The 23,119-nt window shown below is 58.9% G+C and carries 19 protein-coding genes; 5 read left to right on the top strand and 14 right to left on the bottom strand.

The window, feature by feature from the left end; translation table 11 throughout:
- Positions 1-69 precede the first annotated feature (69 nt).
- Entirely contained in the window at positions 70-825 is a 756-nt protein-coding gene (locus RYA97_RS06680) for a 5-oxoprolinase subunit PxpA (protein ID WP_002553461.1), read from the bottom strand.
- A gap of 157 nt (positions 826-982) precedes the next feature.
- On the opposite strand from RYA97_RS06680, the gene RYA97_RS06675 reads away from it, so the two are divergent.
- Complete coding sequence (locus tag RYA97_RS06675) at positions 983-1,900, top strand: LysR family transcriptional regulator (RefSeq protein WP_005731822.1); 918 nt, start codon at positions 983-985, stop codon at positions 1,898-1,900.
- 5 nt (positions 1,901-1,905) lie between these two features.
- Here the strand turns inward: RYA97_RS06675 and RYA97_RS06670 are convergent, their stop codons facing one another.
- The 3 genes from RYA97_RS06670 to RYA97_RS06660 all read right to left on the bottom strand — a co-directional run bounded on the left by RYA97_RS06670 (position 1,906) and on the right by RYA97_RS06660 (position 4,770).
- A complete protein-coding gene (locus RYA97_RS06670; RefSeq protein ID WP_005731821.1) occupies positions 1,906-2,367 on the bottom strand; it encodes a hypothetical protein in 462 nt (153 codons plus the stop codon).
- Positions 2,364-3,680, bottom strand: coding sequence for an AAA family ATPase (locus RYA97_RS06665; protein WP_004667643.1), 1,317 nt, complete (start codon positions 3,678-3,680; stop codon positions 2,364-2,366). The genes RYA97_RS06670 and RYA97_RS06665 overlap by 4 nt, the downstream gene beginning before the upstream one ends.
- Before the next feature lie 154 nt (positions 3,681-3,834).
- Positions 3,835-4,770 (bottom strand): LysR family transcriptional regulator, encoded by a 936-nt coding sequence (locus tag RYA97_RS06660; protein ID WP_117139891.1) that lies wholly within the window; start codon positions 4,768-4,770, stop codon positions 3,835-3,837.
- 154 nt (positions 4,771-4,924) lie between these two features.
- Here RYA97_RS06660 and RYA97_RS06655 point away from each other — a divergent pair, with 154 nt between their 5' ends.
- Entirely contained in the window at positions 4,925-5,329 is a 405-nt protein-coding gene (locus tag RYA97_RS06655) for a RidA family protein (RefSeq protein WP_004665327.1), read from the top strand.
- Between the two features lie 14 nt (positions 5,330-5,343).
- Here RYA97_RS06655 and RYA97_RS06650 read toward each other — a convergent pair whose 3' ends face one another.
- From RYA97_RS06650 to RYA97_RS06630, 5 genes are all read right to left on the bottom strand, one after another.
- Positions 5,344-5,688 carry a hypothetical protein gene (locus RYA97_RS06650; protein ID WP_005743753.1) on the bottom strand — a complete coding sequence of 115 codons (345 nt, stop codon included), beginning with the start codon at positions 5,686-5,688 and terminating at the stop codon, positions 5,344-5,346.
- A 139-nt stretch (positions 5,689-5,827) separates the two neighbouring features.
- A complete protein-coding gene (locus RYA97_RS06645; protein ID WP_016981670.1) occupies positions 5,828-7,072 on the bottom strand; it encodes a thiolase family protein in 1,245 nt (414 codons plus the stop codon).
- Entirely contained in the window at positions 7,069-8,955 is a 1,887-nt protein-coding gene (locus tag RYA97_RS06640) for a feruloyl-CoA synthase (protein WP_005777105.1), read from the bottom strand. The genes RYA97_RS06645 and RYA97_RS06640 overlap by 4 nt, the downstream gene beginning before the upstream one ends.
- A 154-nt stretch (positions 8,956-9,109) precedes the next feature.
- Entirely contained in the window at positions 9,110-10,558 is a 1,449-nt protein-coding gene (locus tag RYA97_RS06635; RefSeq protein ID WP_010196555.1) for an aldehyde dehydrogenase, read from the bottom strand.
- A gap of 90 nt (positions 10,559-10,648) precedes the next feature.
- A complete protein-coding gene (locus RYA97_RS06630; protein WP_002553454.1) occupies positions 10,649-11,479 on the bottom strand; it encodes a p-hydroxycinnamoyl CoA hydratase/lyase in 831 nt (276 codons plus the stop codon).
- Between the two features lie 211 nt (positions 11,480-11,690).
- On the opposite strand from RYA97_RS06630, the gene RYA97_RS06625 reads away from it, so the two are divergent.
- Positions 11,691-12,179 (top strand): MarR family winged helix-turn-helix transcriptional regulator, encoded by a 489-nt coding sequence (locus tag RYA97_RS06625; RefSeq protein WP_004665318.1) that lies wholly within the window; start codon positions 11,691-11,693, stop codon positions 12,177-12,179.
- Positions 12,180-12,223: 44 nt separating this feature from the next.
- On the opposite strand, the gene RYA97_RS06620 is transcribed toward RYA97_RS06625, so the two are convergent.
- Positions 12,224-13,546 carry an OprD family porin gene (locus RYA97_RS06620; RefSeq protein WP_005777103.1) on the bottom strand — a complete coding sequence of 441 codons (1,323 nt, stop codon included), beginning with the start codon at positions 13,544-13,546 and terminating at the stop codon, positions 12,224-12,226.
- 326 nt (positions 13,547-13,872) lie between these two features.
- Here RYA97_RS06620 and mhpT point away from each other — a divergent pair, with 326 nt between their 5' ends.
- Positions 13,873-15,093 (top strand): 3-(3-hydroxy-phenyl)propionate transporter MhpT, encoded by a 1,221-nt coding sequence (gene mhpT, locus RYA97_RS06615; protein ID WP_016981667.1) that lies wholly within the window; start codon positions 13,873-13,875, stop codon positions 15,091-15,093.
- 437 nt (positions 15,094-15,530) lie between these two features.
- Here the strand turns inward: mhpT and RYA97_RS06610 are convergent, their stop codons facing one another.
- From RYA97_RS06610 to RYA97_RS06600, 3 genes are all read right to left on the bottom strand, one after another.
- Entirely contained in the window at positions 15,531-16,478 is a 948-nt protein-coding gene (locus RYA97_RS06610) for a transporter (RefSeq protein WP_004667647.1), read from the bottom strand.
- Between the two features lie 84 nt (positions 16,479-16,562).
- The gene (locus RYA97_RS06605; RefSeq protein ID WP_005777097.1) at positions 16,563-17,330 is read right to left on the bottom strand and encodes a coniferyl-alcohol dehydrogenase; all 768 of its coding nucleotides are present in this window, start codon (positions 17,328-17,330) and stop codon (positions 16,563-16,565) included.
- Positions 17,331-17,416: 86 nt separating this feature from the next.
- Positions 17,417-18,898: a benzaldehyde dehydrogenase gene (locus RYA97_RS06600; protein ID WP_010196543.1), complete on the bottom strand. Its 1,482-nt coding sequence runs from the start codon at positions 18,896-18,898 to the stop codon at positions 17,417-17,419.
- A gap of 279 nt (positions 18,899-19,177) precedes the next feature.
- On the opposite strand from RYA97_RS06600, the gene RYA97_RS06595 reads away from it, so the two are divergent.
- Positions 19,178-20,950 carry a sigma-54-dependent Fis family transcriptional regulator gene (locus RYA97_RS06595; protein ID WP_016981573.1) on the top strand — a complete coding sequence of 591 codons (1,773 nt, stop codon included), beginning with the start codon at positions 19,178-19,180 and terminating at the stop codon, positions 20,948-20,950.
- On the opposite strand, the gene treS is transcribed toward RYA97_RS06595, so the two are convergent.
- Positions 20,947-23,010, bottom strand: coding sequence for a maltose alpha-D-glucosyltransferase (gene treS, locus RYA97_RS06590; RefSeq protein WP_117139893.1), 2,064 nt, complete (start codon positions 23,008-23,010; stop codon positions 20,947-20,949). The genes RYA97_RS06595 and treS overlap by 4 nt on opposite strands.
- Positions 23,011-23,119 lie beyond the last annotated feature (109 nt).

Below are 23,119 nucleotides of genomic sequence, written 5' to 3'. Positions count from 1 at the left end.
TTTGTTGTAGAACGGCAGGCAAATATCAGTAACGTGGCTCGTGTGTCTGTGCACACGATGCCATTTGACTCAGCGCGGCTTACGTACCGTGATTCCGGCAGCGTCCAGCGCCTTGCGGGTCGCTTCGGCAAGGGCCAGAGCGCCCGGCGTGTCGCTGTGCAGGCAGATCGAATCGAATTCGATGCTCAGGTCCTCGCCCTCGACGGTGCGCACCAGACCTTGCTGGCACGCCCGAACCACGCGTGCCGCGACCTCGGCCGGGTCATGCGCGCGCACATTACGAGTGAAGACGATGGAACCGCTAAGGTCGTAGTCGCGATCAGCGTAGAACTCGCGAATCACCGGCTGACCGAGCTCCTGAGCGATCTTGCAGATAACCGAACCGGGCATGCAGTAAAGCAGTAATTCGGGCTCCAGGCGCTGAAGGTTTTCCACCAGCAGACGGGCAGCGGCTTCATCCCGGGCGAGGTGCATATATAACGCCCCATGAGGTTTGAAATGCTGCAATGCCACGCCCTGAACCCGGGCCAGCTCACGTAATGCACCCAGTTGGTAGAGCATGTCATCGACCAGCTCCTGCGGCGCCGCGTTGATGTGCCTCCGCCCGAAGCCGACCAGATCGCGGAACCCTGGGTGCGCGCCAATGGCAACGCCCAGCTGTTTAGCCTGTTCGATGGTGCGGCGCATGGTGCCGGGGTCACCCGCGTGAAAACCGGTAGCGACGTTGGCGGAACTGATGAAGGCCATCAATTCGTTATCTACACCATCACCAATGGTCCACGCGCCGAAGCTTTCACCCATGTCCGAGTTGAAATCCACCTGCATGGCTTTTGCTCCTGGGGTTATCGGGTTAAGGGTCAGTCCGGAAAAGAAGCTATCCGGCTTCATGCAAAACACGTTAGATTCGCTTGCACCCCTTGGGTAGATCTATTTACAGATACATCATCTTCTGAAAAACAGATACCCGCCGATTGGAGTGCTTATGTCCCTGACGTTGCGCCAGGTTCGTTATTTCGTGGCAACGGCCGAGATCGGGCAAATCTCGCAGGCGGCCATTCACCTGAACATTTCCCAGTCTGCGGTGACCACGGCCATCAAGGAACTGGAAAGCATGCTCGGCACGCTGTTGTTCCAGCGCTCGGCTCAGGGCATGAGCCTGACCGAAGCGGGTCGACATTTTCTCAACCGGGCCTACGTGATCCTGCGCAGTGTCGATGACGCGCTGAACAGCCCGCTACCCGATATTCGCGCCAGCGGCGTATTGCGCCTGGCCGCTAGCTACACCGTGATTGGCTACTTTCTGCCTCACCACTTGCAACGTCTGGAACATTGGCACCCTGATGTAGCCATCGAGGTTCATGAGCGCGAAAGGCAAGCCATCGAACAGGGTCTGTTGGAGGGGCGCTTCGATATGGCAGTGGTGCTGACAGCCAACATCACTCACCCGGATATCGTCTCGGAGACGCTGTTCAACTCCGAACGCCGTCTATGGCTGTCCAGCCATCACCCGCTGTGCCAACGCGCCGCCGTGAGCCTTGCCGATGTGGCACAAGAGCCCTATATCCTGTTGACCGTCGATGAGGCGGAGCAAAGTGCAATGCGTTACTGGGAACTGGCCGGCCAACGACCCAATGTCAGAGTGCGCACCAGCTCCGTGGAAGCAGTGCGCAGCATGGTCGCCAACGGCAGCGGCGTGGCGATTCTCTCCGACCTGGTACATCGCCCCTGGTCGCTGGAAGGCAAACGTATTGAAACGTTGACTGTCACCGACTCGGTAACGCCAATGAGCGTCGGCCTGGCCTGGCACCGCGAGCGTGAGTTGAGCCCGGCAATGCAGGCGTTTCGTAACTATTTTCACGATGCGTTTCTGGCACCGCAGCAGCTGTCGGCGCGGCGTTGAGGATATTACAACCGGGGCAGTTGATCGAACGCACCGAGATGTACATCTTCAGACCAGATATAAACCCGTCTCGATGGATTCAGAGAACAGAGTCGTCTCCAGTCATGAATGATGGAAAGATCACCAAGCCCGCTGCCACACATTGCATGCTCTGGAAACTCGCGCAACCAACCGCTCATTTCATCCTCTTGCAGGAAGCTGATGGCTTTGAACGGGGAACGCCCTTTCAATGCATCCTGTACCTGCCTGACAAAACGCTCTGCACATTTACGTCGAGCGCCTCCGTCTCCATTCTGTCCAATATGATTGCCGGTTTCGAGTATCGTAGCCATCGGCAAAAACAGCGACTCTCCAGCAAGTATGCGTTGTTCTAACTGACGAAGGGTTTCAATGTGTTGTTGCGCCTTGATGGGCACATTGAGAATTTCGACGAAGACAGAGGTATCAATCAAGCAGACGGCTGTCATTCTGCTCCTCCATCTGTGTTTTGGCGCAATTCAGCCAACCAGTCCAGCGCTTGTGCCTTGCGCTCATCTTCCGTTGTATCGTCCTTCAAGAAACGATCCAGGACCCTCCGCGTCATGAGTTGCCCCAATGGCCCCTGCGCGACCAGTTCCGGATAGCGACTCAGGTCTCCCAGGCGCACCAGACGGCTGTCGCCGTGTTCAGGATCGCGATAGCAGGCAACCACATCAGCCAGCGCACTATCAGGCAACGCATCCATCAAAGCAGGGTTATGTGATGTCAGCAGGACTCGCAGCTTTCTTTCGGCAGCGGTAGCTCGGAGTTGTCTTACAAGGGTTTCCGCACGACTGGGATGGACACCATTGTCAATCTCTTCGATAACCACCAGCGCTCCTTCAGGAGCGGTTAAAAGCGTTGCGCCGACGGCTAAAACGCGAAGGGTCCCATCGGAGAGCAGCGGTGCGTCCACGGTTCTGCTTTTCTGTCCGAAAGACTCCACCAGCCTCACCATGACGTCGTTGCGATCAGTCTTTATAAACTCTATGTCGGTGATGTCCTGTTCGGGCAAGGATTTGATAAAGGCGAGCAGTCTGGTTTTCTGTTCCGGCTCTTGAGAAATCCTGTATAGGACCGCAGACAGATTGCTGCCGTCCTCTTTGATGAGGTCGTCCTTCACATAAGCATAGTCACGCATCAGCGCAGGACGCGGATCAAGAAACACCACATTGCGCAAGGTTTCACGTATGGCTTTTGTAACAGCAGGAATGATGCGCTGTGAGTCATGATGAGCCGACTCAAATCGACCTGGCGTTTCGAGCTGATAGAAAATGGCTTGTCGGTTTGAACAAGGAATATGAGGCTTGTTTTTTCCTCGTTTGAAGTTGTTGTAGGCAACCCTGATCTCATCGGTATGGTCATTGGCGCGACCGTCGACCTGGTACAGAGGAACCGCTTCGCCCGGTTTCACTACGCTTTCCGCTGTGACGACCAACTGATCGGCTACCAGGCCAATCGATATTTCAAAATGCCCCCACCCCTTTGGCATGCCCTCAAACCGGCCCCCCAAACTGAAACTCGCAAGAGGATCGCGCAGCAAATCATTTGCCTGCCCACGAACAACCGCATCGCCACTCTGAATTGATCGTGTGATGTCTTCAAGACGGCTGCCTTTGGCCAGCCAGTTGAGCAAACGAATAGCTTCAAGGACGTTGCTCTTGCCCGAAGCGTTGGCACCGATTAAAAAGGTCATGGCTGCCAGCGGAAGACTTGCACTCTCGTAACTCTTGAAGTTTTTCAGTTCAATCGAAATCAACATGCTTTCGAAACTCGCACACGCGTCATCAAGTCGTTCTCCAATAATCGATGTTGCCCAAGTGCATGGAATCCCCGCCGCCTTGAGCTTTTCATACTCAGGTCAAGAATTTAACACTATTCCTGACATGGCAAGTCGCCAATGCTGCGAGCGCAGATTACGATTGTTCGGCTCCGTGACGCTGACTGACAGGCGCATGCTCGGCCATCAGCTCGGTAATCCAGTCAATGAACACACGCACCTTGATGCTGATATGCCGGTTCGGCGGGAATGCCACGTACATCGGCATGCTGTCCAGCTGCCAGTCTTTAAACAGCGGTATCAGGTCGCCGCGCACCTGATGCTGCCTGGCCATGTAGTCCGGTAGCCAGAGAATGCCCATTCCGGCCAGACCTGCGGCAATGTAGGCATTGCCATCATCTACCGCCAGCGCATAGCGGCCCTGCACATGGACCTTTTCACCGTCGCGGTGCATTGCGTATGGCAGCGCCTTGCTGGTGCGCGCCCACAGGTAGCCAACGATACGATGGGCAGAATCTTCAAGTTCGCGCGGGTGAACAGGCGTGCCCATTCGCGTTAGATAATACGGCGCGGCGTACACACCCAGTTGCAGGTCGCCCACCCGCCGCGCGATCAGTGACTGATCGGTTACTTCACCACCGCGCACGACGCAGTCAACATTTTCGCCAATCATGTCGACAATACGGTCGCTGACACCCATGTCGATCTGGATGTCCGGATAGCGGGCATGGAAACCAGGCAGCGCAGGCATCAACAGCATGCTGGCAAACGGGCTCGGCACGTCCACGCGCAATCGACCTCTGGGCAGCGACGTCGCGTCGGAAAGGCTGGTCTCCGCGTCATCCATGTCGGCCAGCAGCCTGACCACGCGCTCGTAATAGGCTGCGCCGTCGGCAGTCACGTTCACCTTGCGTGTGGTGCGGTTGAGCAGCCTGACCCGCAGGCGTGCCTCCAGTTGCTGCACCAGCTGCGTCACGCTGGTCTTGCTCATGTGCAGCGTGGCGGCAGCTTTGGTGAAGCTGCCTGTTTCCACCACTCGGGCAAACGCTTGCATCGCGTCAAAACGGTCCATTCTCGCCCTGCCTGTCTCGTCACGCTGGCCTGCCGGATTGTTTGGGTTCTCCAAACAGTGCTGAGTACGGTTGCTCGTTTATCGGTTCGGCGCAAGTCCCTACAGTGGCCTCACCACTGATTTCAGGTCACTCGACCCTTTGATGGAGGCACCCATGCCACACCGTGACGTCGTTTTCCCCGCTGGTCGTCAGGCGCTTTACGAGCGCAATCGCTATTCGCCCGCCGTACGTTCCAATGGTTTTCTGTTTGTTTCTGGACAAGTGGGCAGTCGCGAAGATGGCTCACCGGAGCCGGATCTCGAAAAGCAGGTGCGCCTGGCGTTCACCAACCTCAACGCCATTCTGCTGGCCGCTGGCTGCACGTTCGATGATGTGGTCGACGTGACGGTGTTCATTGTCGACCCCGAAGCGAAGTTTGAGCGTATATGGAAGGTGGTCCCGGAATTCTGGGGCAACGCGCCGCACCCGACCCTGACGGGCGTCGGCGTCACCTGGCTTTATGGCTTTGATTTTGAAATCAAGGTGATTGCCAGGTTACCGGAAACTGCACGCGACTAGCCGCAGCCGGCAGCTCAGTTGCTGCGAATCGGTACCACGCGGTCGCTGGCATAAACAGCCGCGGGCTCTTCAAACTGCTGGAAGAATTTTCCGGACACCACATGATCAAGAAACTGTGCTTGGTCTTCAGTGGTCTGCAGCATCGGCGAGTAGCCATCGGCATCGGGCACTGCAAAAAGACGAGCCTTGCGTTCATGCGCCACAGCGATGAACGCTCTTTTCTCTTCGTCGGACATCGCCGAAAAGTAGTCAGACAGATTTTCCAGCGAGCGTACCGCCAGATCCTGGTCGAGCTGATCGTCATCCGTGAACATCAAATGCCAGACGAAATCGAAAGAAAGCTCAGCGAGGGCACGCATAGACGGGTTCCGTAGTGTTGAGAGACGCGAGAGTCACTGTTCACTTCAATTCGGTCAAGCGCTAAAAGATGACCTGCGTCAAGTGCAGCTCCATAAATGGCTGAATTTTGCGTTCGCGTCATGGATAAGAGGGGCAGGCTCAGTAGGCGATGAATGCCGGATTCTCGATCAGTAGCGCCATGCCCTGCCCGCCCCCTACGCAGGCGGCGGCAATCCCGTAGCGCAGGTTTTTTTCGCGCAATTGCCGGGCCAGGGTCATGACCAGACGCAGCCCGGTGGCTGCCAACGGGTGGCCCAGGCCCAATGAGCCGCCCAGACAGTTGAGTCGTTCGCTTTCCAGTTCCAGCGTTTGTGTCACCGCCAGCATCTGGGCGGCCTGCGCTTCGTTTATTTCCAGCCGGCCAATGTCGCCCAGCGCCAGCCCGCTGCGCTGCAATAACAGCTCAACGGCAGGCGTCGGGCCAATGCCCATGAACTCTGGCGCGACGCCAATCACAGCACTGGCCAGCAGGTGCGCCAGCACCGGTCTTTGTGACTGCGAAGCGCGGCCCACCAATGCCGCTGCCGCGCCATCGACCACCGCACAGCTGTTGCCTGCGGTCTGCACACCATCAGCATGAATGGCGCGCAAACGGGACAAGGCCGCCAGGGTGGTCGCTCGCGGATGGCTGTCCTGCGTGACCGTTTCAACTCCTCGCGGCAACTCGATGCTGCGCGGCTGGTACCCCTCCAGCTCAAAGCGCTCGCTGCTGACCGGCACAATTTCGCCAGCCCATTGGCCGCCAAGCTGCGATTGCAGTGCGCGCTGATGGCTGAGCAATGCATAACCGTCGACGGCCTCACGGCTCAAGCCGTAACGTTTTGCAAGATTGTCCGCCGTAGCAATCATGTCCATTGCCGGTGCCGGGTCGTACAGCGCTTCCCAGAGAAAGTCCTTGAACTGCACGGCACCGCCCAGCGGGAAGCCGTCGCGATGGGTATAGGCCGCAATCGGGTTGCGCGACATCGATTCGGCAGCAACGCACAGCGCCATCTGCCCGCCTTCGCTCACGTGCTGAGCGGCCTGACGCAACAGTTCGAGACCTGTGGCGCAGATGCGCTGCACGCCCAGCGCCGGAACGCTTTGCGCGACGCCGCTGTACAGGCCGACATGCCGGGGCAGCAGGTACGCGTCGAAACTGGCTTGCGCCATCGAGCCGGTCAGTACGCTGTCGACCTGACCTGGCTGAGTGGCTGCACGCGCCAAAACCTCACGACCGACCTTTATACCCAGATCGATGGGTGAAATATGCCCCAGAGCGCCGCCCAGATCGACCCACGGCGTGCGCACTGCGTCGACAATGGCCACGTCGCTGAACGCCAGATATTGCCCGCCGCTGCTCATGCCGTCGGCTCGGCACTGATTTTATCCGGGGACTGATCACGATAAAGCGCTTCGACTATTTCTGCCCGCCACTGCAGCACCGCACGCTGGTTGATCGAACCCTTGTCGGTGATTTCGCCACGATCAATAGACGCGGGTTCGTCAAGCAGCACGATCCACTCCAGACGGCTGGCATTGCCATTCGCACCTTGGTTCAGGCGGGTCAGCCATTCGCCGAACCACGCACGTACCGGCGCACTGGCCAACACCTGTGTATCAGAAGCCTGTGCATCCAGCCCGGCCAATTGGCGACATTCGTGCAATCTAGGAAACACCAGCGCACCCAGGCATTCGCGATCAGGCGCGGTGATGACCACATCCTGCACGTACGGCGAGCCTTCCAGCACTGCGCGGTTGCGCATTGGTCCGACGCTGACAAACACGCCGGACGACAGTTTGAAGTCCTCGGCCAGACGCCCGTCGAACATCAGGCCCAGCTCGGGTGCCGCGGGATCGGCGAGCTTGATTGCATCGCCGGAGCAATAAAAACCGTTTTCGTCGAACACGTCGGCAGTCTGCTGCGGCGAGCGCCAGTAGCCTGGCATTATGTGCGGCCCGCGAAAACGGCCTTCCAGCTTACCGTCCACCGGCACCAGACACACTTCGCATCCTGGCGCAGGCAAGCCGATATAGCCGGCCATCGACAGCGGTCCGGTGGTGAACGTGCAGGAAGGCGCAGCCTCGGTCATGCCCAACCCGGCCATCATGCGAATCCGTTCGCCACAATGCTGCTCGGCGACACGGTCAAGACGATCCCAGATACTTTGCGACAGGCCGGCTGCGGCGAAGAAGAACAGTTTCATGCGCGAGAAGAATCGCTCACGCAGTTCGGCGTCCTGCTCCAGCGCGTTGACCAGCTCTTCCCAGCCCTTGGGCACGGTCAGGTAGGCCGTCGGCGAGATTTCCTTAAGGTTGCGCAGGGTTTCGGCAAAACCCTGGACGGTCGGTTTGCCGTTGTCCAGATAGAACGTGCCACCGTTGTACAACACGATACCGAGGTTATGGCTGCCGCCGAAGGTGTGATTCCACGGTAGCCAGTCGACCAGCACGGGCGGCTCTTCGCCGAACACCGGAAATGTCTGCAGCAGCATCTGCTGATTGGCACACAGCATGCGCTGCGTGGTCACTACGGCCTTGGGCAGTTTGGTCGAGCCCGAGGTGAACAGGAACTTGGCGATACTGTCCGGACCACTGGCCAGAAAAGCCGCCTCGGCTTCACGGCCGCCAGGCTGATCGAACAGGCTGGCGAAGCTCAGTGGACGCCTGCCAGCGAGTTGGCCGCGTACAGTGATGATCGGCGTATCCGCTGGAATGACCGCATCAATGGCGCGCTGAAACGGCGCGGCTTCGCTGACAAACACCAGTCCTGGCTGCAACACTTCGCAAACATGCCGCAGCTTGGCGAAATCCTGGGACATGACTGAATACGCTGGCGATACCGGGCAATAGGGAATCCCCGCGTACATGGCACCCAGTGCAAGCTGCAAATGCTCGATGTCGTTACCCGAGAGCAGCGCCAACGGCCGCTCGGCGGAGAGGCCATACGCCAGAAGGCTCTGCGCGATGGCGCGCACGTCTGTGAGCATGTCGGCGTAACTGACCTTGCGCCAGCCACCACGGCTGTCGCGGGCGGCAATAAAGGTTTGCTGCGGACGGATGCTGGCCCAGTACACCAATCGGTCGAGCAAGCGATCGGGCAATTGCGCCAGTGGTTCCAGAGCGCGCATATGCAAAATGCCCTGCTCTTCCCGCACCTCGATGGGCGGATGACCGATGGAGACCTGGCGATAGCGTGGTGAGCTATCTTCACTGTGCAGCGTTGATGATCTGATATCGGAACTCACGTGCGTTCTCTCCATCAAGGTACGCAGACACCCAACGGCTTGCAGCGGTTCGGGCGGGGCGTAGCAGCACAGGCTGCAGCCTTGTTATTGTTATGCCTGACTTGCTGGCGACACGGTCTTTTGCAACAGTTCGGTGACGCCAGCGCCGGAGGATTCAGATCGGGTAGTGCCGCGGCCCGTTTTGCAAGGTCACCCAGCGCAACTGAGTAAAATGCTCGACAGAAGCCTTGCCACCGAAACTGCCATACCCGCTGGACTTGACCCCGCCAAAGGGCATTTGCGCCTCGTCGTGCACAGTCGGTCCGTTGATGTGGCAGATACCCGACTCGACCCGCTGCGCAAGCGCTAGAGCGCGGCTGGTGTCGCGACTGAAAATTGCCGCCGAGAGGCCGAATTCCGAATCATTGGCCAGCCGCAATAACGCCTCGTCACCTTCGCCACGGATCACCACAGCCACCGGCCCGAAGGACTCTTCGCGGTACAGGCGCATGGTGTCAGTCACGCCGTCGAGCAACGTCGGTTGCAGAATGCTGCCCTGTAACTGCCCGCCAATCACCAGCGTTGCGCCCAGATCCACAGCGTCATCGATCAACGCCTTGATGCGCGTGCCAGCCCCGACGTCTACCAGCGACCCCAGCACCGATTCACTGTCATCCGGGTTGCCGGCACGCAACGTTTCGATCTTGGCGCTCAGTTTTGCAACAAAGGCATCCGCCACCTTCCGATCAATGATCAACCGTTCGGTGGACATGCAGATCTGGCCCTGATTGAAATAGGCACCAAATGCGGCCGCTTCCACCGCCGCATCCAGATCAGCGTCGTCCAGCACCAGAAACGGTGCCTTGCCGCCCAGTTCAAGCAGTGCCGGTTTCAGATGGCGTGCCGAGAGCTCACCGACGATACGCCCCACATGGGTCGAACCGGTGAAATTGACTCGACGCACGGCCGGGTTGGCGATCAGACGCTCGACAATCGCCGCAGCATCGGCAGGCGCATTGCTGATCACGTTGACGACACCGTCGCCCAGCCCGGCATCCTGCAATACCTGACCGATCAGCCGATGCACTGCAGGGCTGAGCTCCGATGCCTTGAGCACCACGGTGTTACCGCAGGCAAGCGGCATGGCGATTGCGCGGGTAGCAAGAATCACCGGCGCATTCCACGGTGCGATACCAAGTACCACGCCGCAGGGTTGGCGCAGCGCCATGGCAAAGCAGCCGGGCACATTGGAGGGAATGACTTCACCGGTAATCTGCGTGGTCATCGACGCAGCTTCGCGCAGCATGCTGGCGGCCAGTTGTACGTTGAAGCCATACCAGTTGGCCATCGCCCCGGTTTCGCCAGCGGCAGCGATAAATTCGCCACTGCGCGCCTGCAACTGCTCGGCAGCCTTGAGCAGGCGCGCTCGGCGCTCGCCGGGTGCCAGCGCAGCCCAGGCAGGGAACGCAGCCTGAGCAGCCGCGACTGCTGCATCGGCATCTTCCAGGGTCGCTGCGGCCACACGCGAAACCACTTCGCCAGTCACCGGGTTACAGCGTTCAAATGTACGTCCATCACGGGCGGGGCACGACTGGCCGCCGATCAGCAGGGGCACGTCCAGCATGATCATTCCTCTTTGTTATTGTTGTTCAAGGGCTGCCTCGAACCTTGCAATGCAAGCCTCAAGTCAAAGCCTTACGCGTGCAGCTGCCATCTACCGCTTATAAGCTTCCAACCCTGGTTTGATGCTCTTGTCGTCGAGGAATTGCTTCATGCCTTGCTCGCGCCCGCCTTCCTTGTCCAGCAGTCGTGACTGATCGAGTTTGGCATACAGGTAGTCTTCGTTCTGCTCCCAGGTCAGTTCGCGGCAGCGCTTGAAGCCGTGCTTGGCGGCGCGCAGTACCACCGGGTTCTTTTCCAGCAGGTTGAGGGCCAGGTCTATGGTCACCTGACGCAGTTGTGCCAGCGGCACGCTCTCATTGACGAGCCCCATTTCAGCGGCTTTCTTACCATCGAAGGTCTTGCCGGTCATGATGTAGTAAAGCGACTGGCGATGACCCACGGTATCGGCCATAGCCTTGCTCACCAGATTGCCAGGCGGAATGCCCCAGTTGATTTCCGACAGCCCGAAGGTCGCTTCATCGGCGCAGATCGCCAGGTCACATGCCACCAGCGGGCTGAAGCCCCCGCCGAAACACCAGCCGTTGACCATTGCGATGGTCGGTTTGGCGTACATGCGCAACATCTTCCATTGCCACTGGGAGGCCTCGCGACGGATTTTTTCCTGAAGAATCTCCGGTCCGGCGTCCACCTCACGAAAGTACTCCTTGAGGTCCATGCCGGCAGTCCAGGCCTCGCCCGCACCGGTCAACACCAGAACACCTGCGTCGGGATCCTGCTCGAGTGTTTCCAGCACATCGATCATTTCACGGTTCAGGGTCGGGCTCATGGCATTGCGCTTTTCAGGCCGATTGAGTATGACCCACGCGATGCCTTGCTCAATTTCGACCTTGACGGTTGCCCAGCGACCTTCGTACTTGCTCATGGCGATACTCTCTTGTTCTTGGCTTGACGATAGCTCAAAGCTAAACGGCAAATATAGTTATGTCAATTAACTGTTAGCGTTATTAATCAAAAAGTCGGCACTCTGCCTGCACAGGCTGGTCACAGTGACGTATACCCCATAGCTATCGTTCGCTAACCTCGGCAAACTGATCGGCTGATTGACCCACCCCATCAAAAGGACTGCACTTTCAATGGCCAAGCCATCCGACATTGCCGACATTTGCCAGGCCTCCGCACAGGTTGCCGAAGCAGCTTTGCCAACGGATTCTGCGCTGGATGATCTGATCGGTTATGCCATGCGCCGGGCACAGCTCAAGCTGTTCCAGAACCTGATCGGACGTCTTTCCGCCCACGACCTGCGCCCGGCGCAGTTTTCGGCGCTGGCGATCATCGAGCAAAACCCGGGCCTTATGCAGGCAGACCTGGCCAAGGCGCTGGCTATCGAACCGCCCCAGGTCGTACCGTTGCTGAACAAGCTCGAAGAACGTGCACTGGCCGTGCGGGTTCGCTGCAAGCCAGACAAACGCTCGTATGGCATCTTCCTCAGCAAGAGCGGCGAGACATTGCTGCGCGAACTGAAACAGATCGCCGCCGACAGTGACCTCGATTCCACTTCGGCGCTGGATAACCAGGAACGTCAGGACCTGCTCAGGCTGCTGAAAAAGGTCTACCAATCGTAAAAATCCGTCATCAACGGCGATTTTTGCCGTCGATGACGGGCTGATTACCAGAGTGGCAAGCTGTACTGAACAATAAAGCGCGTCTGGTTTTCATCGCGAAAGGCGGCGCCTGCGGGGAAGTCGTTGCGATAGATCGACTTGCGCGCCAGCAGGCCGATATTCTTCAGCGGGCCGCTCTGAACGACGTAGCCCAGCTCCATCTGAAACTCACGCTCCTTGCGATCATCGGCATTGAAAGCGGCCAGTTCGATGTTGTCGCCGCGCACATAACGCAGGCGACTGCGTAACCCGACAAGCCCCACGGCAGTGAAGTCATAGTCGTAAATGGCTTGCCAGGTACGCTCCTTGGCATTGAGAAAGTCAGAACTCATGGTCATCTCGCTCAACCCCATCAGTTCGGTGCCCGATACATAGGGTGTAGCGGTATCGCCGCTCGAATGCATATAGCCAAGGCTGACGCTGTGCCCTCCCCACTTGTAACCCAACAGCGCCGACAGGTTCTGGTTATCCACGTCTCCGGCTTTCGCGCTGCCCGTGTCGCTACTGAAAAAGCTGCGCAGATCAGTGGTCAGCACGCCATCGCCGATTGCCAGTTTGTGTAGTAGCGCGAGCGTGTTCTGAGTATAAAGATCAGCCACTTCAGCGTGATACGCGCGTATGCTGAGCTCCTTGTTGACCTGATAGTCGCCCCCGACATAGGCCATGTGCGATGACGTTGCTGCACCATTGAAGCGCCGGTTCGGCGAAGCGATGGTCATTGCCTGATAGTTGCTGGAATCGCGCTTGTTGACCCGATCAATATAGCCGGCATTGAAGGTCAAGCCGTCGATGTCCTTTGAGGTCAGCGTCGTGCCCCGAAAAGTCTGCGGCAACAGGCGTGAGGGGCTGGCGAAAGCAAACGGCAGAAAAATCGACACGTCGCCAGTCTTGATTGTGGTTTCGCGGAATTTAAGCTTGCCGGTCAGCGCCAGTCGGGAATACTCGTCAGCAGCCCGTCCGTCACTGGCCGATATCGGCAATAGCTCGGTACCGCTGCGGTCTGGCGAAGAATCAAGCTTTACACCCGCCAGCGTTCGCGCATCAAGACCGAAGCCCACCGGTCCTTCTGTGAAGCCGGATTCGGCGTTGATAATGACCCCCTGCGCCCACTCCCGTGTGGCTGTTTTGGCACCATCGTCCTTGTAATCACGGTCCATATAATAATTGCGCAGCGTCAAGGTGCCGTGGCTGTCCTCCAGAAACCCCTGAGCCTGTACGAGGTCAGGTATAGCGCTGACGCCCAGCAGGCCCAGCGCGAGACCGCAATTTTTCCCACGGAAAAAGAGAGTTGACACAGCTTTTGCTGCACCACGAGTGAGCGTTGGCATGTTGGATGTCCACTTATTGTTGTTGTTTTTGGATTCGGTCCGGCGCTGGCCGCAGGTCCGTTGGAGGAGAATTGGAGGATTTCGTATCGACGTCAATCCAGAGTGACCGATAATCGAACATTAATAATGTTAACTACTTAACTACCACTCTTTAAATACCTCCCTAACTCAATGTTTTAAAAAGACTAATTCCTGCTTTTATTGAATTATTGGTCCGGATTCATTTTTTAGTTATTTTTGTTACCTTGATCAGCACCTGTCACAACGCCTCGTCGGCGCTCGGGAACAGGCTTTTCTCCACAACAAAAACAACAATGAGGCTTGCCATGAACAGTTCGTTGCGTCGTTCGACGCTGACCATCATCTTGTGTTCTATCGTCGCACTCATCGAAGGTTTCGACCTGCAGGCTGCCGGGACGGCGGCGGCGGGACTTCGTCAAAGCTTTGCCCTTGACCCGAAAATGATGGGCTGGGTATTCAGTGCAGGGATCATCGGGCTGCTGCCGGGCGCTTTTTTTGGCGGCTGGATTGCGGATCGCATCGGCCGCAAGAAGATTCTGGTAAGCGCAGTACTGCTGTTCGGGGTCTTCTCGCTGAGCACTGCTTATGTCGAAAGCTTTTCTGCCCTGTTGCTGGTGCGCTTCATGACCGGCCTGGGGCTGGGGGCTGCGCTGCCCAACCTGATCGCCTTGTGCGCCGAAGCTGTCGGCGAACGCCATCGCGGGCTCGCCATCAGCGTCATGTATGCAGGCGTTCCGCTGGGCGGAGCCCTGGCTGCGGTGGTCGCGATGTTTACCAGCGAGCACTGGCAGACAACTTTCATCATCGGTGGTCTGGTGCCACTGCTGGTGGTCCCGTTGATGATCCTGTTACTGCCCGAATCCAGTGCCTTTAAACAGCAAACGACTGCCAGCGCTGCCCGGCATTCAAGTGCCAGCGCACTGTTCGGCGAAGGCAGAGCTCGCACGACACTGGCCTTGTGGGTCGGCTACTTTTTTACCCTGACCGTCATGTACATGCTGCTCAACTGGCTGCCGTCGCTGTTGATCGGCCAGGGTTTCAGCAAACCTCAGGCGGGCCTGGTGCAGATGCTGTTCAATATTGGCGGCGCGCTGGGCTCGCTACTGGGCGGGCTGTTGCTGGATCGCTGCAACGGCACCAAGGTCGTGCTGTTCGTCTACGCCGGTTTGCTGGCTGCGTTGGCGGGCGTGGGCATGTCGGTCGGCATCGTGCCGATGGCAATTGCCGGGTTTGCTGCCGGGGTATTTGTGATGGCCGCGCAACTGGTGCTGTATGCGCTGGCCCCTCCTTCGTACCCGACTTCGGTACGTGCCACCGGTGTCGGCGCTGCGGTAGCCATCGGCCGCCTCGGCTCTGTGGCCGGCCCTTTGGCTGCCGGGCATCTGCTCGGAGCCGGTGCGGGAACCGCTGGCGTACTGTTGGCCACCTCACCCGGCCTGGTGATTGCCGCACTGGCGGCGATCACGGTGCTGTCCAGGTCGGTCGCCCTCGAGAAGCGTGAACTCAAGGTTGCAGAGTCGAGGTGATCAGGTCCATCGTCCTCACGTTCCGCGTGATGCATTTCGTGACACTGTTCGTCACATCGCGGTTCTGCGACTTCAGGTGGATTGAGGTTCGACTCAGGTCACCTTTTCGCACCTCGGCGACCTACTTTGATGGGGCCAAAGTAGGCAAAACCCTTCGCTCCTGTTTCCGGCCCGACTTCGTCGGGTTCCTTCGCCCTGACGCTGATCCGGGGGTCGCCGCAACGGGCCATCCATGGCCCGGTGCGGCTAGCCTGGCGTCCTGCCAGGCTACCCCCGGATCAGCGCCAAGGCTCAGCCGTCACTAAGGTCGCACTCTGCGTCGTCAGTGCCATCGCAATAAAAAAGCGCTTTGTGGCAGCGGCTGACGGCAAATCATGCAGTTTCGCCGCATCTGAGACGAACTGCACGCTACGCATTGGCAGATAACCATACAAACCTTACAACTTGTGCAGAAAATTCAGCACCAGCTTGTTGCCTTCGGTGCGGTTTTCCGCACCCTGCTCGAAGTAGCTGTTGACCGTCAGGACGTTCTCCTTGCTGAAGGCGTACAGGAAGCCGGGGCCGATGGCCCAGACTTTTTCCTTGCGGCCACTGACATCATGGCCATCCACCTGGGTGTCCGTGAACTGCTTGAGCCAGTAGCCGTTGAGCCCCAGCGAAAGCTGTTCGGTCACTGCGTATTGCACGGTCAGGTTGGCATGCAGCGCCTGGCCCGCCTGAGTGTCGGAGACATTGCCGAACCCGGCTTGCGGGTCGTCATTCTTGCCGTTCCACAAGTACATGAAACGCCCGCTGGCCGACCATTTCGGGGAAAACCAGTAAGTCGCTGCGTAGTATGGGTTGAACGACCAGAAGTTGCTGCCGGGGTTGATCGAACGATTGCGATTGTAGGCACCCACCGGGATCGCAATATCCGCCTCGATACGCTGGGTCAACAGTGGGCTACCGTCAGCACGAGTTATCGTCGGTAACTGTAGAAACGGGCCGATGATCACATCGCCAAACCCTGCACGCGAACTCAGCACGGTGTTATCCAGACCATCGTCCACGTCGGCATGCGCCAGCGACGTGTTGATTGCGGTAATACCCGGCATCGCGCCATTGGCCAAAGGCTGGCCGACGTAAATGAGCTGCGTGGTCACGGCCAGTACATCCACATCCTGTTTGGGAAGTTGCAGTTTGTCGCCATTCACGTCATTGAAGCGATCGGCCCTGGCGTAGTTCAGGTATTCCTCCAGATACCAGCCTGGCCCTGCCGGGGCTGGCGATCCGTCGTAGAAGCTGGTGTTGCCCAGATTAAGGCCGGGCAAGTCATAGGCATAGGTGGTCGATGAAAGGCCGATGATTGATACGGTCGCAACGGTACGCAAGATAGACTTGGGCATCTTGTGATTCCTGTACTTATTGTTGTTGTTTTCAATATCCCCGACGCCACGAGCGTGCCATCGGGGTTGCACCGCTTGCAGCCATTACACGTAAGAAGCTGCCAGCCCTCCGTCTACCGGCAAGTTGACACCGTTGATCCAGCGCGATGCGTCGGAACACAGAAACGCAATCACCTCGGCCACCTCATCAGCCAGCGCAGGACGCTTCATGTGCAAGCCGTCACGGGTGACCCGCTCCTGGCCGACCATGCTGACAAAATCCCCCAGAATAGGTGTGAACACCGGGCCCGGCGCGACGCAGTTGACACGCACCGACTGCTCGCGAAACCACTCTTGCGACTGCTGAAAGCTCCAGACAATCAGCGCCTCCTTGAAGTACTGGTAGCAGGTCTCCTGAGCGACCGGATTGGCTGCCAGCCACGCCTGCCCTTCGCTGTAGCTTTCAGTGGCGGCCAGCGCCTTGTGCAGCTCCAGCCGTTTAACCCATTGGTCACCGAGTATCGACGATACGTTGACGATACTGCCGCCTGGGGCCATGCGCGGCAGCAAACACTGGGTCAGATGGCGCAGCCCCAGGTAATTGACTCGGGCGACCGCCTGAACCGGCGTAGTGCCGGGCACGCCGGCGATGTTGCACAGGGCGTCGATCTGTCTGGGCAAGCGCTCGACCAGCGCATTGATACTGTCAGGATCAGCCAGGTCCGCCTGGAAGAATCCGTCCACGGTCAGTTGCGGTTCATGACGATCGATGCCAATCACTCTGGCACCTTGAAAGCGCGCCACCCTCGCCAGCTCAGCGCCAATTCCGGAGGACACACCCGTAATGATCAGTGTTTTATTATTCAGGTTCATAGTCACGCGCTCTTATTGTTGTTGGATCACGTTTTGTCGTTGCATCACATCACTACTTGCAATAAAGCATGGAAGCCCAGGCACCCTCAGAATGGGTAGGTCGGAGCCTGATTCTTCACGGTCACCCACTGCCACTGGCTGTACTCCTCCCAGTCTGAAGGGCTGCCTGCGCTGCAGCCGTTGCCCGACGCTCCGCGCCCGCCGAACGAGTTGATGCACTCATCGGCCACGGTCTGGTCATTGATGTGCAGCATGCCGCACCGCAGTCGATCGCCAATCGCCGTCGCGCGGCCCACATTCGGGGAAATAACGGCAGCGGCCAGGCCATATTCAGAGCGATTGGCCAGTTCAATGGCCTCCTCATCGGTGGAAAAACTGACCACTACGGCCACCGGGCCAAAAATCTCCTCCTCGAATGCACGCATACCGGGCTTCACGCCGCTGAGCACTGTAGGGCGATAGAACAGGCCCTCGTATTCACCACCAGTTTCCAGCTGCGCACCAGCTTGCAGGCTGTCGCTGACCACCTGATGTACATGCTGCAACTGGCGTTTGTTGATCAGCGGCCCCAACGCAGCTTCACCGCGTGCCGCATTACCGACCGTCAACGCCCGTGCCTTGTCTGCCAGCTTGCGGGTCAGGTCGGCGACAATCGATTCGTGAACCAGAATCAGGCCGGTGGCCATGCAGATCTGCCCCTGATGGAGCCAGGCTCCAAACGCTGCATTGCTGGCAGCCAGATCAAGGTCGGCGTCTTCGAGAATGACCAGGGGGTTCTTGCCTCCCAATTCCAGCGACACTTTCTTCAGATTGCGCCCGGCAGCCTCGGCAACCTTGCGTCCGGCCGCAGTTGAACCGGTAAACGTGATCATCTGTACATTGGTGTCGCGGCACAGCGCTTCGCCCGCATCCGCCGCCCCCGGCAACACATGCAACAGCCCTTTGGGCAGCCCTGCTTCCTCGAACAGCCTGGCAATCAGAAAACCGCCACTGATCGGCGTCTGCGGGTCAGGCTTGAGCACCACGGCATTGCCAGCGGCAAGCGCAGGAGCAACCGAGCGCATGGACAGCACCAACGGAAAGTTGAACGGCGAAATCACCCCCACCACACCGTGTGCGACGCGCCGTGCATAAGACAGGCGACCGGCAGCGCTGGGCAGCATCAGACCGTGACCATGAGCCTGCGAAAGCATACCCGCGGCCTGGCGCAGCAACACAATGGCCTCATTCACTTCGTGCTGGCCCTTGTGCAGACTGCCGCCGCTCTCCCGAGCCACGTACAAAGCCAGTTCATCGAACGCACAGACCGCGTGATCGGCGGCCAGCAAAAATATTTCAGCCTTTTCACGAGGCCCCAGCGCCGCCCAGGCAGGCTGGGCAAGCGCAGCTTCCCGGCAGGCAACGGCGATATCCGCCGCGTCAGCCATGGCAGTGTTCATCAACAGCTCGCCGGTCGCAGGCTCGATGACGGGCAATAACGGGGATGAGGAAGGAATCCAGTCGCCATTGAATACACATTCGGCTTCAATCGCGCGGTACAACAGGGGGGTGCCATCAGACGCTGACATATTCAGACTCCGGCTTTTATGGTTGTAATCGCCTGCTCCACTCCAATGGACAGCACGCGCCGTAAACAGGCCTGAGCAAAGCCTGTGCCGGGATTGCAATCAGGTTGTCATATAGCCGCTCAACCGCTCTGGAACAAGACTTTTCGGCAACCTCATTAACGGAGCAAACATCAAGGTCCGGAAATACTGCGCGGCCGAGCTTGTTCATTTGATAAAGTTATGTTTATTAACCGAGTCATGAATTGATCATTTAGACCAATGCCGGGCCGAGGTACAAGAATGAGAATTCCTCACTGCGAGCTTCCCGACCACAGCGTCTCCACTGAGCACTTCCTGCCTCGGGGCGACAGCAGTCAGCCAGACGCCAGTGGCTCGCCGACCGCCGAGGAATTGACCGGTTGCCTGTTCTTCTCGCCTGACGATGGGCGCATCTGGCTCAACGATCAGCGCATGTTGCTGCTGCACACCTCATCGTTCGGCACCTTGCGCCGCGAGATCATCGAGCGTCTGGGGCAGGAGCAGGCGCGCGGAATGTTCACCCGCGCCGGTTATCTGTCTGGCGCGCGCGACGCCCGGCTGATTCGCGAACGCTGGCCACTGGCTGATGCCACATCGGCGTTTCGTGCCGGTACGCACTTGCACACGCTGGAAGGCATGACCAAGGTCGAGCCGTTGCACTTCAAGTTCGACGCCGAGTCCGGGTTCTACGAAGGGGAGTTTCTCTGGCACCACTCCTGCGAAGCCGACGAGCATGTTGCGGCATATGGCATCGGGCAGGATTCGGTGTGCTGGACCGAAATCGGCTACGCCACCGGTTTTGTCAGCGGCCTGTTCGGGCAGATGGTGGTCTTCCGCGAAGTGGAGTGCCGCGGCATGGGCCACGCGAACTGCCGGGTCGTTGGCAAGACCGCGGAACAATGGGGCGACGTCGAACGCGACCTCGGCTACCTGAGCGTGGTCAAACCAACTGCCCCTGAACAAACTCCTCCACTGGCAAAAGCAAACCATGACGCAAGTCCGCCCACCGGCACCGAGCAGCCGCTGATTGGTGCCAGCGCCGCATTCAACGCCGCCACCCAGGCACTGCAGCGTGTGGCAATGACCCCGGCAACGGTATTGATCAGCGGTGAATCCGGCGTCGGCAAGGAAATGTTCGCCCGCCAGTTGCACCAGCTCAGCCGCAACCGCGAAGGCCCGTTCGTGGCGCTCAACTGCGCAGCCATTCCCGATAACCTGATCGAAGCCGAGCTGTTCGGTGTCGAGCGTGGGGCATACACCGGGGCGACGCACTCAAGGCCCGGGCGTTTCGAGCGCGCCAATGGCGGCACGCTGTTTCTGGATGAAATTACCTCCCTGAGCCTGGCCGGGCAAAGCAAACTGCTGCGCGCCCTGCAAGAGCGGGAGATCGAACGCGTCGGGGGCGGCCACGGTATCAAGGTCAATGTTCGGGTGGTGGCGGCGACCAACGTCGACTTGCGCAAGGCGGTGGCCGATGGCGAGTTCCGCGAGGACCTGTTCTACCGCCTGAATGTTTACCCGATCACCCTGCCCCCATTACGCGAACGCCGCGATGACATTCCGTTGCTGATCAACGCCTTTCTCAAAAGATTCTGTCAGGAGTACGGCAGGACGCCGGCCGGCTTGACCATGCGAGCATTGAAGACGTTGCTGCGTTATGACTTCGCCGGGAATGTGCGCGAGCTGCAGAACCTGATCGAGCGTGGGCTGATTGCCAGCGACGAGGGCCAGGCGATTGATCTGGTGCATATCTTCCGCAACGAGTCGTTACCGGAGGACTCCTACTCGTTGAACCCCGAGGGCACTTTGCGGCAGACCTCTGTTTCAGAAACCCGGCAGTCCTCGACTGCCAGACTGCTGGACACTTTGGGGCAGTCAGGCCAGGCATTCTCCATCGACGACCTCGAACGGCGCCTGATCCACGAAGCGCTGGACGAGAGCGAAGGCAACCTGGCGGCCGCCTCGCGTTTACTGGGCCTGAGTCGCGCCCAGTTTGCCTATCGTCTGAAGAAACAGCAGCCAGGGGGCGCCTAGATCGGCAAGGTGCTCACCACACGCAGGGCAAGCCCTTCGTAGGCATCCAGCGTGATGGTGAACTCGCCCTGATCGGTCAGATCGCCCTCGACCCGCTCGTTGATGATATCGACCACCGGACCCGGCGCGATGCCAGGCAGGTGCAGCGTTTCGACAATAGTCTCTGAGCTGAAGTTGAGCGCGGTGATCTGCGTGCCCTTGCCGGCAGGCAACTCGTGCACCATGACCAACAGCCCTGGATGCTCGACGTCGGGAATCAGAATCTGGCGGCTTGCTGCAATGTCGTAGGCGCGGCGCACAGCAAGAATTTTCTTGAGCTGCGAGGCAAACGAATCGGGTCGCTGGAGCTGACTGACCAGGCTGCCATACAGCGTCTTCGGACGCGGCATGTCACCAGCAGAAAATTCAGCTTCCGGGTCCAGATCCACCAGATCGTAGGCACCCCGATGAATCCAGCGAGTATCACCGTCCTGCATCAGGTGGTCGACCTGCTCGGCCGGCAGCGTCAAGGCGCCGACCAGGTCCCAGCCCGACAAGGCAAACACTCCCGGCTGCATGGCGTTGTACATCACCAGCAGCAGGTGGATGTGCTGGATCTGCTGAATGTCTGCATCGCTGATCGTGCTCAGATCACGAATGCCCAGCGCCGCGGTGATGATGCTGGCCGTCGTGCAGGAGACACCATTGGTGACGAACTTGAGGTTGTACGGCGCGTGTTCACCGGACAACTTCCCGTACATCTCTTCACGGATGTGCTCGCGCAGGATATTGCCCGGGAACGTCTGCCCCTGGTAATGGAAGGTGTCATGGGCGTGCAGCGTCCAGAAATGCACCAGCTCCAGAGTCAGCTCATCGTGGTTCTGCAAGGCATGGATCAGCGATGCCGGATCGATGCCGTACGCATGCACCTGACGCAGCATCAAGCGCAGGAACTCGGTGGTGCCGGTCAACAGTGCATGCTGATAGGCCGGTCGCGTGATGAAGTCGTAGGACAGGTCAGCGCCGCCCTGCCCCATGGACGCGATGTCATCGATGGTCAGGTTGAGTTCCTGGAAGCTGAAACCGCCTGCCTTGCGGATCGCACCGGCCAGTAGCTGGTTACCGGTGATCGACAGCGGGTGGCTTTCCGACCAGGCAGTGCCTTCGGCGCGACGCTCGACACCAAGGAAGCCGTTGGCGTCCAGACGCAGTACTCGCGCGCCCATCACATCAATGGCATGCAGCGCGTCACCGATGATCATCTGCTGCGCGGCAAAACTTGGGTCCAGCCAGTTCAATGAAGGCTGGCCGTCCTTGAAATAATGCAGGTAGACCCAGCGGCGGGCCTTGCCATCGACGCCATGCACCACATCGGTGGCGCTCCAGTCGGTTTCCTTGACGCCAGGCTCGAAGAAAATCACCCGTTGCAACTGACCGACGATGTAATGCTTGTCGCGTAACTGATCGACCACATCGGGCATCAGGTTGACTGCGTCGCGACCGGTCGGCACTTCAGGTAACAGCGGCCAGTCTTCCTCACGGATCTCGACCATGTGGAACAGGCCTGGGTAATCCTCGTACGCCAGCTCGGCAAGACGGAAGTCTGCGCCCTTGCCGGTGTGCGACGGGATGATGTCATCGATGATCACCGCGTTGTGCGCTGCAGCGATGCGCGACAGGCTCAACAGCTGTGCTTCGGTGCCCAGATCAGGGTCGATGCCGAAACTGATGCGGTCGAAGTTGCCATCGATACTCGGAGTCCGCTCGCGGCCTTTCAGCCCGCCGGACAGCTTCAGCGGGCCGTTGTGAATGCCCTGAATGCCGATCTCCGACAGCGCGTGCCACAGGGTTTCATCACCCAGCGCTTCCAGCACCGAGCCACCTTCGCGAGTGACGATAGAAGCCGGATAGGCGGTGAACCAGACTGACGCAATGGCGGATGCATCTCTGGGACGCGCAAGGGCGAAAGGACGCTGCCAGAGCCTGCCCTGCCCCGAATAGGTCTTGGCGCGCTGTCTTGCGGCATTAAGCATCGATTGCTCGACCAGCCAGTCCACGTACTGCTTGTCCGGTATCGTCATAGCGTCCAGTCTTCCTCTCGAATCGGCGACCTGAGACGCTCCGCAGGCGGAGCGCCCTGAATGTATTGCTTACGGATATGAGCCCACAGGGCCCGATTCGTTGCATTCA

Origin of the sequence: Pseudomonas syringae group sp. 26L6, from assembly GCF_032587815.1 — a bacterium.
Taxonomy (GTDB): Bacteria; Pseudomonadota; Gammaproteobacteria; order Pseudomonadales; family Pseudomonadaceae; genus Aquipseudomonas; species Aquipseudomonas amygdali.
This window is presented reverse-complemented; position numbering and strand designations above follow the sequence as displayed.

What these genes read in the sequence shown, in the direction of transcription:
- RYA97_RS06625 (WP_004665318.1), top strand. Translation starts at nt 11,691, where the DNA reads ATGGCCAAGCCATCCGACATTGCCGACATTTGCCAGGCCTCCGCACAG.
- RYA97_RS06670 (WP_005731821.1), bottom strand. Translation starts at nt 2,367, where the DNA reads ATGACAGCCGTCTGCTTGATTGATACCTCTGTCTTCGTCGAAATTCTC.
- RYA97_RS06630 (WP_002553454.1), bottom strand. Translation starts at nt 11,479, where the DNA reads ATGAGCAAGTACGAAGGTCGCTGGGCAACCGTCAAGGTCGAAATTGAG.
- RYA97_RS06650 (WP_005743753.1), bottom strand. Translation starts at nt 5,688, where the DNA reads ATGCGTGCCCTCGCTGAGCTTTCTTTCGATTTCGTCTGGCATTTGATG.
- RYA97_RS06610 (WP_004667647.1), bottom strand. Translation starts at nt 16,478, where the DNA reads ATGCCCAAGTCTATCTTGCGTACCGTTGCGACCGTATCAATCATCGGC.
- RYA97_RS06620 (WP_005777103.1), bottom strand. Translation starts at nt 13,546, where the DNA reads ATGCCAACGCTCACTCGTGGTGCAGCAAAAGCTGTGTCAACTCTCTTT.
- treS (WP_117139893.1), bottom strand. Translation starts at nt 23,010, where the DNA reads ATGACGATACCGGACAAGCAGTACGTGGACTGGCTGGTCGAGCAATCG.
- RYA97_RS06595 (WP_016981573.1), top strand. Translation starts at nt 19,178, where the DNA reads ATGAGAATTCCTCACTGCGAGCTTCCCGACCACAGCGTCTCCACTGAG.
- RYA97_RS06645 (WP_016981670.1), bottom strand. Translation starts at nt 7,072, where the DNA reads ATGAGCAGCGGCGGGCAATATCTGGCGTTCAGCGACGTGGCCATTGTC.
- RYA97_RS06655 (WP_004665327.1), top strand. Translation starts at nt 4,925, where the DNA reads ATGCCACACCGTGACGTCGTTTTCCCCGCTGGTCGTCAGGCGCTTTAC.
- RYA97_RS06605 (WP_005777097.1), bottom strand. Translation starts at nt 17,330, where the DNA reads ATGAACCTGAATAATAAAACACTGATCATTACGGGTGTGTCCTCCGGA.
- RYA97_RS06680 (WP_002553461.1), bottom strand. Translation starts at nt 825, where the DNA reads ATGCAGGTGGATTTCAACTCGGACATGGGTGAAAGCTTCGGCGCGTGG.
- RYA97_RS06675 (WP_005731822.1), top strand. Translation starts at nt 983, where the DNA reads ATGTCCCTGACGTTGCGCCAGGTTCGTTATTTCGTGGCAACGGCCGAG.
- RYA97_RS06635 (WP_010196555.1), bottom strand. Translation starts at nt 10,558, where the DNA reads ATGCTGGACGTGCCCCTGCTGATCGGCGGCCAGTCGTGCCCCGCCCGT.
- mhpT (WP_016981667.1), top strand. Translation starts at nt 13,873, where the DNA reads ATGAACAGTTCGTTGCGTCGTTCGACGCTGACCATCATCTTGTGTTCT.
- RYA97_RS06660 (WP_117139891.1), bottom strand. Translation starts at nt 4,770, where the DNA reads ATGGACCGTTTTGACGCGATGCAAGCGTTTGCCCGAGTGGTGGAAACA.
- RYA97_RS06665 (WP_004667643.1), bottom strand. Translation starts at nt 3,680, where the DNA reads ATGTTGATTTCGATTGAACTGAAAAACTTCAAGAGTTACGAGAGTGCA.
- RYA97_RS06600 (WP_010196543.1), bottom strand. Translation starts at nt 18,898, where the DNA reads ATGTCAGCGTCTGATGGCACCCCCCTGTTGTACCGCGCGATTGAAGCC.